The 12,316-nt window shown below is 33.9% G+C and carries 10 protein-coding genes; 3 read left to right on the forward strand and 7 right to left on the reverse strand.

Annotation, left to right across the window (positions count from 1 at the left end):
- Positions 1 to 74: 74 nt before the first annotated feature.
- The 6 genes from ruvA to HGP29_RS05290 form a co-directional block, all read right to left on the reverse strand.
- Positions 75 to 674 carry a Holliday junction branch migration protein RuvA gene (gene ruvA, locus HGP29_RS05265; RefSeq protein WP_168881327.1) on the reverse strand — a complete coding sequence of 200 codons (600 nt, stop codon included), beginning with the start codon at positions 672 to 674 and terminating at the stop codon, positions 75 to 77.
- Positions 675 to 683: 9 nt separating this feature from the next.
- The gene (locus HGP29_RS05270) at positions 684 to 1,790 is read right to left on the reverse strand and encodes a DUF4837 family protein (RefSeq protein WP_168881328.1); all 1,107 of its coding nucleotides are present in this window, start codon (positions 1,788 to 1,790) and stop codon (positions 684 to 686) included.
- A gap of 14 nt (positions 1,791 to 1,804) precedes the next feature.
- Positions 1,805 to 2,776 carry a YheT family hydrolase gene (locus HGP29_RS05275; RefSeq protein ID WP_168881329.1) on the reverse strand — a complete coding sequence of 324 codons (972 nt, stop codon included), beginning with the start codon at positions 2,774 to 2,776 and terminating at the stop codon, positions 1,805 to 1,807.
- Between the two features lie 3 nt (positions 2,777 to 2,779).
- Entirely contained in the window at positions 2,780 to 3,517 is a 738-nt protein-coding gene (locus HGP29_RS05280) for a DUF1573 domain-containing protein (protein ID WP_168881330.1), read from the reverse strand.
- Positions 3,495 to 4,871: a 3'-5' exonuclease family protein gene (locus HGP29_RS05285; protein ID WP_168881331.1), complete on the reverse strand. Its 1,377-nt coding sequence runs from the start codon at positions 4,869 to 4,871 to the stop codon at positions 3,495 to 3,497. The genes HGP29_RS05280 and HGP29_RS05285 overlap by 23 nt, the downstream gene beginning before the upstream one ends.
- A gap of 69 nt (positions 4,872 to 4,940) precedes the next feature.
- Positions 4,941 to 5,846 (reverse strand): endonuclease/exonuclease/phosphatase family protein, encoded by a 906-nt coding sequence (locus tag HGP29_RS05290; protein ID WP_168881332.1) that lies wholly within the window; start codon positions 5,844 to 5,846, stop codon positions 4,941 to 4,943.
- A gap of 320 nt (positions 5,847 to 6,166) precedes the next feature.
- Here HGP29_RS05290 and HGP29_RS05295 point away from each other — a divergent pair, with 320 nt between their 5' ends.
- From HGP29_RS05295 to rocF, 3 genes are all read left to right on the forward strand, one after another.
- Positions 6,167 to 6,667 (forward strand): low molecular weight protein-tyrosine-phosphatase, encoded by a 501-nt coding sequence (locus HGP29_RS05295; protein ID WP_168881333.1) that lies wholly within the window; start codon positions 6,167 to 6,169, stop codon positions 6,665 to 6,667.
- Between the two features lies 1 nt (position 6,668).
- Complete coding sequence (locus HGP29_RS05300) at positions 6,669 to 7,577, forward strand: N-acetylmuramoyl-L-alanine amidase (protein ID WP_168881334.1); 909 nt, start codon at positions 6,669 to 6,671, stop codon at positions 7,575 to 7,577.
- Positions 7,578 to 7,885: 308 nt separating this feature from the next.
- The gene (gene rocF, locus HGP29_RS05305) at positions 7,886 to 8,845 is read left to right on the forward strand and encodes an arginase (RefSeq protein ID WP_168881335.1); all 960 of its coding nucleotides are present in this window, start codon (positions 7,886 to 7,888) and stop codon (positions 8,843 to 8,845) included.
- A gap of 97 nt (positions 8,846 to 8,942) precedes the next feature.
- Here the strand turns inward: rocF and HGP29_RS05310 are convergent, their stop codons facing one another.
- Positions 8,943 to 12,086 (reverse strand): hypothetical protein, encoded by a 3,144-nt coding sequence (locus HGP29_RS05310; RefSeq protein WP_168881336.1) that lies wholly within the window; start codon positions 12,084 to 12,086, stop codon positions 8,943 to 8,945.
- Positions 12,087 to 12,316 lie beyond the last annotated feature (230 nt).

The following is a 12,316-nucleotide window of genomic DNA, read 5'->3' on the forward strand; positions in this document are numbered from 1 at the left end:
AATGGAGTTGAAGATTTAATGTAACAGTTAGCACTTTAAAAATGTGCAAAAAAAGTAATAGTAGTACTTATAGGCTAATTTTGTTTTAATGCCAATTTAATCAATTTCTCAACACTCAAGTCTGCCCCATTTTTCTTGATTACTAGTTTTATAGACTTTTGTGCTGCTGCTCGGGTAAAACCTAATGCTACTAAAGCATCCATTGCTTCATCCACTTTTGCAGTATCTGCTGCAGGAGCTGTAGATGATTGCATAAGCTCTCCCGTATACTGCAATTTAGAAATTTTATCTCTTAATTCAATAACTACTCTTTGAGCAGTTTTTGCACCGATACCTTTAACACTCTGAATCGTCTTTACATCTTCCTGCATAATGGCAGAACAAATCTCTCCCATTGATAGTGAAGATAAAAAAGCGAGACCAGTTGAGGGGCCAATACCAGAGATGCTAATTAGTAATAAAAATATGCTTCGATCATTCTCTGAAGCAAAACCATACAATTGCTGAACATCTTCTTTTACATACAAATATGTATAAAGCGTCACTTGATCGCCCTCATTATAAAGGCTATATGCATTCAAAGGCCATTTGATTTCATAACCAACGCCTTGTACATCGATCACAGCAAATGTGGGAAGTTTTTTAACTAACTTCCCACTGATATAATAATACATAAATTTCTTTTAATTTAAATCTTTGAAAGTCTTTAGTTCAGCTTCCATTTCTCTCATCAGTTCCCTTTTATCCATACCTGGAGCAAAGACAAACCCCTCTGCATAATATAAGTTTGCACCTGAGTTATCCGGAAATAAATAACCTACAAATGGCCCTCCCATAGACAGGTTATTAGTTTTCCAAAGTCCTCTGATTTCCATGGCCTGTTTTCCATTTATTTTGGCAGATCTCACTTCAGGAGCAATTTTATCTTCTGTTACTACAAAAGAATTTTGGTTACTTGGATCCCCATATAAATATTGTTTAGCTAACTTATCTCGTAGATTCAATACATAATCTGGATCAAATTGTTTTTCGTCAGTATATGGAAATTTCACAAAGAAAATATTGTTATCGAATGACAATTCAGGATGACGCAACCATAAGAAATCTTTATCCGATTGAGCAACTTTGAAACCTGGCATAGTATGAATACTCACCTTATAATTTTCTTTCAAATAACGCTCTGTATTTCTATCATATTCTTTTTGAAGCGTTTTCTGTAGTCTTTTCGTTTCTACCTCATGGAAAGGCTCTCCTAAATAATATTGCTTGCTTGGATTTGCTAAAATCTCTCGCATTGTTGCTTCATCTTTTGCAAAAAACAACATTACTGTTTGATCTTTAGCCCATACATCCTGCTTAATAAAGAAGTATTTATCTTCCTCTTTTAATAAACTCTTGATAACTCCTTCTCCAAAAAATGAGTTCACCACTTTCGACTCTCTATTTTTTTTATCGAATGTTGTTACAATCAACACATTTCTAGCTTGGCGAAGAATATTATTAAAACCAGATGGTTGAACTTGAGTAACAGTAAATGAAGGTTCATTTTGAGGCAAGATCCCTCTTGTTTTACCTAAAACGGTTTCATAAAGTAATTGCCCTACACTCCCTTTCTTATTCCATTGATTGGAGTCAATAACTAATACCATCTCTCCGGGTTTACCCTTGGAACTTGGTAAAAATGACTTTTCTAAATTTGAGCTTGCACCTTGATTATCCTGACAAGAAAATAATAATCCAGTTGACAGGAAACCCATCAATACTAATATTGTTACTCTAAGTTGTTTCATTATTTATTTAGCTACTAAAGTGATATTTTTTGAATAAATGATATTGCTCTTAATTCAGCATAAGTAAAATCTGAATTTACAATAGAAAACCCAACATGTCCACCTTTCTTAGGGATCTCTAGTGAAATATAGTCACTTTGTGATGCAAATTCCACCGGATAGCTTTCTTTTGTGAGAAAAGGATCATTTTTAGCATTCAAAATCAGTACTGGGTGTTGAATATTGTGTATCCTTCTTTGCACACTTGCTTGGTGATAAAACTCCGACGCATTTTCAAACCCATGTAATGGTGCAGTATAGGCTTCATCAAAATCTCTCAAAGTTTTGAAAGATTCATCTAGCAAAGGAGTGGTATCTATACCATTCATAATTTTTGATTTGGCAATAACTTTAGCTTTAAGCTTCTTAAAAAACTTCTGATTATATATCCTTTTTGTTCTTTTTTCTAATTCATCACTACTTGGTTGTAGCTCAATTGGTGTTGAAATGGCCACACCTCCCACTATATTTTCCTTATTAAACTCTGGAGTCCCTAAAGCATTCATTAGAATAGCACCGCCCATACTAAAACCTACAAAAGCAATTTTCTTATACCCTTTCTTTCTTGCTTCTTCAACTACAACGTCAAAATCTATCACATCTCCATGGTGATAAAACCTTGGCAATCGATTTAATTCTCCACTACATGATCTGCAATTCCAGGCCAATGCATCCCAACCTTTCTCATTAAAAATCTTTGCAATTCCCTTACAATAATGGCGATCTGCCCCACCTTCAAGACCATGGGAAATAATTACTAATCTTTCAGACACATTATCTGTAATAGACCAATCTAAATCCAAAAAGTCTCCATCTTTCAATTCAACTCTTTGCCTTCGATAATTAACATCTTCGATTTTTCGTTTTGCAGAGGGTACAATAGTTTGTAAGTGACCATTAAATTGAAAAAATGGTACTTTTAATTTTGATGGCTTTACAATGGGCATTTTTTAAATTGTTGTCGTACGTATTCGAATAAGAATTGTCCTTTCATCAGTATTTACCTTAAGGTACTGTTGTTGAACTCCTTTTTCTGTCATTTTCACTTTTACAGGGAAAGATAACACCTCTCCTTTCTTTATAGTCTTCGGCAACTGAACACTTTCTATTTCAAAACCTTTACAGGTGACATTCTGAATAAATAATGATTTATCTCCAACATTAGTAATGTAGATTGGAATGGTTGATACCTCATCTATTTCACCTTTTATATTAAAATGATACCCTGAAAAAATGGGAACTGCTTTAACATGTTCTTTCCAATCCACCAGGTAATCTTTAGTAGAAGGTGTCGGATGATTTGAAACTATTTCACCTTGAATTGAAAGTGTATATTGGGCTATTTTAGCATCAGTTTGAATTATAATATTTCGATAGAATGGCGTTTCTCCTAATACCGGTTTAAAAGTTACAGATATACTCCCTTCCTCTTGAACTCCTACTCGTTTTTTTGTCCAAGAAGCCGATGAACAACCACAATCAGTATCAATTTTGAGTAATTCAACAGGATCCGTACCGATATTCTTAAATGGAACTGTAATCGTATACGTTGTATTGGCATCCACTTTACCCAATTGTATTGTTTGATTCGAAAACTGCAAAACAGCATTTTGTCCAAAAACTGCAGTTGAACCAATCAACCAAAATAGAAAAAGAGTAAATGGATTAATAAAATATTTTTCTTTCAATCCCTTTTTTCTTTCTGAGAATACCACGAATAATCTTATTTACGTCAGCATTATCTTTATAAGATTTAATAGCTTTCTTTAATTCAGAAGGTGAATATTCCTTCTTGTTTTTTACAAAACCAAAACCTCTATAGATGCCTTTTTCAATCTGAACAATAGCTTTCTCCTGTTCGTCACGACCTTTATCCAGAATAAACATATTTGGAACACCGTAACCAAAACGTTCAGCCGCTACCATTGCTCTTTTATTATAACTTTCTACTGCTTCTTCATCACAACAAGCACCTTTACATGTTTTTAGATGATACCTAAAACATGCTGCTTTACTATGATCTACTCCACATAATTTAGGGCATAATTCGTTCTTATCTATCATTCTATCAAGAATTCTATCTGCTTCTTTTCTTGAGAATGTAGTAGTCACCGGATAATCACCTTCAGACAAAGGAGCTATTTTAAAATTGATATATCCTTTCTCATCAAATAACTTATATATCCCAAAATATTGTTTCGTTCGCCTTTGTGCTCGGTTAAACCTAGGTTGATATTTTTTGATTTCGTCAGATTCTAGAAGTAATGCAACCAACTCACTACCAGTCAACGTAGTCTTTACATTACGTACCATATCAGCCATTCGAACCGCTCTTGGAGTTGTTTTATTAGAAAGGTGTTGGAGTATTCTTTTTCTTATATTCTTGCTTTTTCCGACATAAATCAACTCCTCTTCTTTGTTATATAAATAATAGACACCCGTCTCATCAGGAAGGTTATCAATAATATCTTTAGATAATTGATAGTGTCTTTTACTACTGTACACATCATAAACCGTCATTTCTTCGATGGTTTGTAATGCATTTTCTTGTTCTAGTAGAAGTTGAAATAGTTTTGCCGTTGCTTCTGTATCACCAATTGCTCGATGCCTTTTATTGTGAGGAATTCCTATTTCATCACACAATTTACCTAAGCTATAAGATTGCTTTCCAGGCAATAGCACCCTAGATAGTTCTACAGTACAGATAGAATTTCTTCTGTATTTATAGCCTAATTCTTTAAACTCATCCTTAACAAAATTGTAATCAAAATCAGCATTGTGAGCAACAAAAAGGCAATCCTTTGTTACTTCAACCACTTGTTTTGCTATTTCGAAAAATTTAGGAGCATCTTTAACCATATTGTTTTTGATACCCGTAAGTTTCGAAATAAACGGTGGTATACTCATTTCGGGGTTAACGAATGATTCAAATCGATTTATTTCTACGCCATCTTCTAAAATGATAATGGCAATTTCTATTATTCTCCCTCCTTGGGCTACTGACCCTCCTGTTGTTTCAAGGTCTATAACGGCGTATTTCATAAGTAAACAAAACTACAAAAAAAAAGCATTCAGATTAGAATGCTTTTCTTTAATAATTTCCTATATATCTTACTTTTTTAATTTAAGGCTTGCATAGACAGGAAAATGATCAGAAACTTGACCGAAATCTGACAATACTTTCCAATCTTCTAATTCAAAATGTTCTGTTGAATAGAAAATAAAGTCAAGTTGCTCATAAGGCTTATCAGTTGGATAGGTTAATGTGCCATCCTTTTTTAAACCTTCTTTTGAGCACATAGCTCCTATTTTCTCATTATCATAAAGTTCTAATATACCTGCATTTTCGTAAGAAGGGTCCGAATTAAAGTCTCCCACCATAATGACAGGCATTTTTTCAGCTTCTCTCAAGAACCAATCTTTCAAAAACCTTATTTGCTTTACTCTAGTATCTTGATCAAATGCCTCTGTATGGGCATTAAAAACCATCACTTCTTGATCACCAACTTTAATTTTCACTCTCTCTACTAATCTGTCCAAATACATTGCAGAATAATAGTAAGGATGTGATTGTACTTTTGACAAAACTACCCTTTCGTAATCTTCAATTGGATAATTGGTCATGATTGCCTGACCACTTAACATTTTACCAAAGTGTACAGTCGGTGGAAAATATGGAAATGGAACATATGTTTTATCCCAATTAATTGATCTACAACCATTTTCGTATTGCAATTCATTACCGATCACATCAAATTGATTAACATTATACGATCTATTCCCACCATAATCTATTTCTTGCAATGCTAATATATCAGCCGGATATTTTTTTAAGCTTTGTAAGACACTTTTCATGTTCCCAGCATAAAACTCTTCTGTCGGTCTAACAGATGTATTATTTGTCATACCAGATAAATACCCAATATTATAACTAATAACACTAACTGTAGAATCTGAAGGCTTAACATGGTTTGCATTATCAAAGGATTTAATTTGTGCATAATCTTTTTCATCCATTGTTGGAGACTTCGCCCAAAAGAAAAAAATTAATGATGAAACAATGATGAATATAAGAATGTACAACACGCTTTTAATTATTTTTTTCATACAATATAAAGTGGCTTGCTTATTAGATTATTTAAGTGGAAATATGAATTTCAAAAATAATTTCCGTAAAAAATGATTTTTTTACAATAGTATTGGTAAAAAGTCAAATAAAGAAATTAATTTGGGTAGAAGTATACTCAATAGCATTCTGATTCTTAAAATTCGTACCTATATTATCACTACACTATTGTCCTATACTCTATTTTTTAAAACTATTATTTATTTCAGCAATGTCTGATAAGATCAACATCATTTTTGTTTGTTTAGGAAATATTTGTCGTTCACCACTAGCTGATGGTCTAATGCACCATATAGTTCAAGAAAAAGGATTGTATGACTACTTTAATATTGATTCTGCAGGAACATATGCAGGTCATGCAGGCGAAAGAGCAGATAGCAGAATGCGACAAACTGCCAATTCTCACGGTGTTGAATTATTATCCAGAGCGCGACAATTTACTACAGAAGATTTCGACATATTTAATCATATTGTAGTAATGGATGACAGTAACTATCAAAATGTTATTAGACTTGCAAAAAGTGATGAAGAAAAAGAAATGGTTTTCAAACTAAGAAGTTATGATAATAATAAGTCTAACTCTGATGTCGATGATCCTTATTATGGAGGTATCGAAGGGTTTGAAAATTGTTATCAAGTAGTTTTAGAAAGTGTCAACAATCTTTTAGAGAATTTAATTAACAATTACAACCTTCCCCAACTTAACAAGTAAAATGTTATTCAAGAATAATACACTATTTACTACTCTACTTTTATTGTTTTGCTTTACCCTAATTTGTCATAATGAATCATCAGCACAATCTAAATTTGTCGTTGTCATTGATCCTGGACATGGAGGGAAAGACCCTGGCAAACCAAGAGGAAGTAAGCACCATAAACATGAAAAAGATCTTAATCTAATCATTGCTCAACGATTAGGATTAATGATTAGATCATCAATGCCTGATGTACAGATTTACTATACAAGAACCTCAGATACTTATGTAAGTCTTGAGGATAGGGTAGAATTTGCAGAAGTTGCTAATGCTGATTACTTCATTAGTATTCACAGTAACAGTAATCCTAATAAATGGATCGTTGGTGCTAAAGCACATGTTGATACTAATGCTGACCAAGTAAGTGTGGCATTGGCCAATAAAATATTAAATAGCATTGAGCGTAATACCTTATTACAATCTAGAGGTATTATGAATAAAGCAGATAGAGGCTACAATTTGTTTGTATTAAAAAATACGACTATGCCTTCTGTACTTATTGAATGTGGTTTCTTATCTAATCCCTACGAAAGACAATACTTAAACTCTGTCAATGGTCAGAAGCAAGTAGCAAATGCTATTTACAAAGGCTTTAAAGAGTTCCATGAAAAGAAGAATGTTCAGCAAGGAATGTATAGTATTCAGATATTAGCTACTAATCGAAAAGTTCCTGCTACCAATGATAAATTTCAAGTTCTTTCAAGAGCTGGATTAATCATCAAAGAGCATAAAATTGTAAGAAATAATAAACCTATTTATAAATATACGGTAGGTACGGTAGTCTCACCAAGTGCAGCACAAAACCTTAAATTAAAAGTGCGACGAATGGGATTTCAGGATGCATTCGTTGTGAATAGCGTCAATTAATACCGATAAAAATATTAAAAGGAGAAAGAAATTTCTCCTTTTTTATTTGCAGAATATCCAAGTTTAAGATATAATTGCGGTACACATTATTAAACTGTCTAAACAATGTCACAAAAAACAACTACATATTCCCAGTATGTTTTGGTTGGTCAATTCTTTGACACATCCCAATTGTTGGCATTCTCATAATCTTATTTTAGACATACTTCCATCTTCTCTTGATATACAATTCTCTCATTTTTGGGATTGAATCGTTGTACCCTATATTCTATTATCAAGAGGCTATCATATAACATAATCATTTTAAAATGGATATTAAACTACTTACTGTCCGCTCTGAAATCGCTGCAGGGACGAGAGGAGCAGGTATGGGTATTGATGCCCTAATTGTTGCTAGTCTAGATCAGAAATCTACATTTTTTAGAGACCATCAAGTACAAAACATTGATGATGTAAATAACATCCTTTTCACCAATAACAACTTTCCATCAGCAAAGCATATCGATGGAGTGTTAACGATGTTGAGAAGAGTTTGTAATGCTACAGCTTCAACTCTTGAAAAAAATATTACTCCTATTGTATTAGCTGGCGATCACTCAACAGCTGCAGGTACAATCTCTGGGATAAAAAAAGCACACCCGAATAAAAGGTTAGGTGTGATATGGATCGATGCCCATGCAGACTTCCACTCTCCTTTCACTACTCCTTCTGGCAACATGCATGGTATGCCGTTAGCTATGGTTTCACACATAGACAATAAAGAAGAAGCTGTCAATACACCTTCAGATGAAACACTAGAGCTTTGGGAGGATATTAAAAACGTAGGAACAGAAGACAAAAAAATTGAGCCTTCTGATGTTGTATTTATCGGTGTAAGAGACACTGAACAACCAGAAAACTCTATTCTAAATAGACATAATATCACAAACATTACAGTAAAAGAAGTGAGAGAGCTAGGAGCTTTAAACACGGCTCAAAAAGCACTTGATCAATTATCGGAATGTGATATGATATACATCTCTTTTGATGTAGACAGCATGGACCCGTCTATCTCTAAAGGTACAGGTACACCTGTTGCCAATGGGTTATCAGTTGAAGAAGCAAGGATCATAAATACTACATTAGTAAAGGATCCAAAAGTAGTTTGTTGGGAAATGGTAGAAGTTAATCCAACATTAGATCAAAATAATATTATGGCTAATAATGCATTCAACATCTTAACAGACACTGTTGATTCCATTAAAACTAGCCACACAGAACTCGCATAATACCGCACTTATATACACATACACTAACCATTTTATAAACAGAAGAGGCTTTCCACATCATGTAGAAAGCCTCTCTTATTTTTATTAATATCTTGATTTACTTATTCCCTTCGTAAAGAGTTGTCTCTGCATATTTAAAGTCTGACTCATTTTGAGAGTTATCTTTAAACTTGATGAACACCCTTTTAATACCCGCACCTGGCTCTAAACTCCAAGTAAAGTTATCAGTGTAAGGTCTCCAAACAGCTCCAACAAATGATTGTTTATTAGAAACCATCATAAATGCTGCATCTCTTGCCTTAGTGGAGATGGTAACAGTTGGAGAATCTACAGCAGTTGCTCCGCTATTGATTTTCACAAACTGTGGAATCGGTGGAGTAGTATCTAAAGTAATTCTACCTTCTGTGATTAATGATTCGTTTCCTGCTTCATCTCTAAATTTCACATAAACGAATTTCTCACCATCTGTAGAATGCTTAATTAACCAATCCTTTGAAGTTGCATAAGGTTCCCACTTAATATTTTGTTTGAAGTATCTATCATTTGAAACTTTCATCTCAGTAGCTCCTTCAGCAAATATCTCTAGCGATACTCTACCCGATTTATCATTCGTATATTCTTCACCATTATTGATAATCAATCTCTCGTTGACTGGTTCTTGACGGTCTAGTAAAATACTTGCAGAAACAGCATCTGTAACGTTTTCTGCGTCATCTTTAAATCTCACATAGACTGTTTTCTCACCATCTTCCGCAGCGGATAAATAATGATCGTATACATAGTATTTAAACTTCACCCATTGATCATCTGTAAAGTCCTTATCGTTAGAGATCATCATCTTAGTAGCACCTCTAGCATTAAGTTTCAACTTCACAACAGCATCTGGATCTGTACAATACTTTGCCCCATTGCTAATTAGAATACTACCCTCTCTTGGTGCATCAGTATCGACACCTACAGAAGCATATGTTGGTCTAGACAAGTTACCTACTTCATCTCTAAAGATGACATAAACAAACTTAAGTCCATCACCTTCAGGGAACTTCCATTTTCTAGCAGTTGTATACTTCTCCCATTCTGCCCCTTTGAAATCAGATCTACTTGAGAGCTTCATTTGGTAGGCTCCTTTAGCTGAAATATTCAGATTCACATCAGTAAGGTTTGTCAACTTATCTTTCGCCTCAGCAATTTCTACTGATCCTTGAACTGGTGGAGTTCTATCAAGAGTTACATTTACAGAATAAGTATCTGAGATATTCCCAGCCTCATCCATAAATCTTGTATAGATTTCTTTAACTCCATCCTCACCTGGAAGTCTCCAAGGAATATTATATTCTGAGTAACCTATCCATCTAATCTTCTCAAAGTTAGGGTGGTTACTAATTTGCATTTTAATCGCATCCTCAGCATTTACGCGGATAAGTGCAATAGCATCTGGATGGTTCACTACTCCATCTTTGTGGTTCTTCACAATAATAGAACAACTAAACGGAGGCTTTGTATCTAAGATAATATTATCTGAAGTTGGCTCAGAAACGTTACCAGCAAGGTCTTTATACCTTACAAAAACAGTTTTCACACCATCCTTATCATCCAATTTCCATTTTTTGATCGTTTTATAAGTCTCCCATTTGGTATCCATAAAAGTTGGATCATTAGAAACTTGCATAAAGTCTGCCTTACGAGCAAAAAGCTTTAACGTCACATAATGTTCTTTATCGATAGAGAATTCTGCATTGTTATCGATAACAATTTTACCTCCTAGTGGTGGCTCTGTATCTATAACTACTCGATCAAAAGCTGGTTCAGAAACATTTTTCGCTCTGTCCATGTATCTTACATAAACAGTTCTTGTCCCGTCTTCACCGGCTAATAATTTCCATTTTTCAACATTCTCTTTGTACACCATCCAACGGGCACCAAAGAAAGTTTGTTGGTTAGAAATCATCATAAAACGAGCATCTTCAGCACTTAGCTTTAGATCAACAATTCTTTGATCGTCCTTTAATAGCTTGACCTTTTTTGCTGTATCTAACACAATGCCCTCAGCTACAATATCAATTTTTGGTTTTTGAGGAGGAGTTGCATCTAATATCACAGAAGATGAATACACTTCTGATTCATTCTTTGCCAAATCTCTAAACTTCACATAAACCGTTTTCTTACCATCTCCAATAGTAAAGTTCCAAACAGGAAAAACAGGCTGATATGTAATCCAAGATGCTCCGCTAAATGATTCATCATTTGAAATCATCATTTCAGTTGCACCTTGAATGATTAATTGAAGTTTATGTTTTGCGTGATTATCAATAAACTTTCTACCGTCATCAATAATTACTCTACCAAATCTTGGAGGAGTTGTATCCACAATCACACGGCCAGATACAATTCTAGAATAGTTACCTACTTCATCTCTGAAACGAGCATAAACAACTTTCTCTCCATCACCAGGAGACAGCTTCCAAGGCACTTTTTCAGCATAATCGATCCAACCATCACCACCTCTAATTTGGATATGTGACGCACCTTCTGCAAAGAAATTCAATGTCACAAGAGAGTCTTTAATAAACTTCTCCCCTTCGTTGATTTTCATTTTACAATTAACAGGTGGCGTAATATCAATAGTAATCTTAGAGCTGATTATTTTAGTAGCGTTACCAGCAGCATCTTTGTATTGAATAAAAATTTCTTTTTCGCCATCGATACCTAAAAGCTTATATTTTTCATATTTTGCTCTATAAGGCATCCATTCCACACCATAAAAGTCAGGTCTTTGTGAAATTCTCATCGCCTCCGCTCCTTCTGCAGACAAAAATAGGGTTACCATTCTTGACTTATTATTAGTGTAAGGAAGGCCTCCATTGATTAGGATTTCAGGATTTTCAGGAGGAGTTCTATCTAATTCTATCATTAAAGAACTCACCTCAGATACATCTCCGGTATCTTCATTTTTAAATACGGCATAAATAGTTTTTAACCCATCTCCTTCTCCTCTACGTATAATTGGAAAATTTGATTTTTCCCAATTCACTCTCTCCCAAACAACACCTCTAAAACTCTCATCGCGAGAGATTTTCATATGTGTTACAGCTGAAGAAGCTTTAATTCTTAATGTTACTTTTCCTTCTGGATTATTCGTGACAATACGATCCCCGTCAACAGAAATAGATCCTGAAACTGACTGAGCCCACCCAAAATTTGTAGTAAAAAGAATTATAAAACCAAGTAAAAAAATCTTCATAGAAGTTTTATTAAGCATAATAATAATATATGCTGTGCCAATTATCATGTTAAGCACAATATTCACTATAGGTAACGACCTTTTAGGTGAAATATTGAGTTATTATGATTGATTAATCAAATTACATACCAAGTATGTTAACCCTACTTTGTAAATCATATTTTGTATGATAATATTAATTTAACTCATTTCAGAAATACAAAAAAAACTATCATTTCACATAAAAAATT

Source organism: Flammeovirga agarivorans (assembly GCF_012641475.1).
Taxonomy (GTDB): domain Bacteria; phylum Bacteroidota; class Bacteroidia; order Cytophagales; family Flammeovirgaceae; genus Flammeovirga; species Flammeovirga agarivorans.

Excerpts from the sequence above, each read along its gene's own strand:
- rocF (WP_168881335.1), top strand. The coding sequence starts at position 7,886 with ATGGATATTAAACTACTTACTGTCCGCTCTGAAATCGCTGCAGGGACG.
- HGP29_RS05310 (WP_168881336.1), bottom strand. The coding sequence starts at position 12,086 with ATGAAGATTTTTTTACTTGGTTTTATAATTCTTTTTACTACAAATTTT.
- ruvA (WP_168881327.1), bottom strand. The coding sequence starts at position 674 with ATGTATTATTATATCAGTGGGAAGTTAGTTAAAAAACTTCCCACATTT.
- HGP29_RS05270 (WP_168881328.1), bottom strand. The coding sequence starts at position 1,790 with ATGAAACAACTTAGAGTAACAATATTAGTATTGATGGGTTTCCTGTCA.
- HGP29_RS05295 (WP_168881333.1), top strand. The coding sequence starts at position 6,167 with ATGTCTGATAAGATCAACATCATTTTTGTTTGTTTAGGAAATATTTGT.
- HGP29_RS05290 (WP_168881332.1), bottom strand. The coding sequence starts at position 5,846 with ATGGATGAAAAAGATTATGCACAAATTAAATCCTTTGATAATGCAAAC.
- HGP29_RS05275 (WP_168881329.1), bottom strand. The coding sequence starts at position 2,776 with ATGCCCATTGTAAAGCCATCAAAATTAAAAGTACCATTTTTTCAATTT.
- HGP29_RS05300 (WP_168881334.1), top strand. The coding sequence starts at position 6,669 with ATGTTATTCAAGAATAATACACTATTTACTACTCTACTTTTATTGTTT.
- HGP29_RS05285 (WP_168881331.1), bottom strand. The coding sequence starts at position 4,871 with ATGAAATACGCCGTTATAGACCTTGAAACAACAGGAGGGTCAGTAGCC.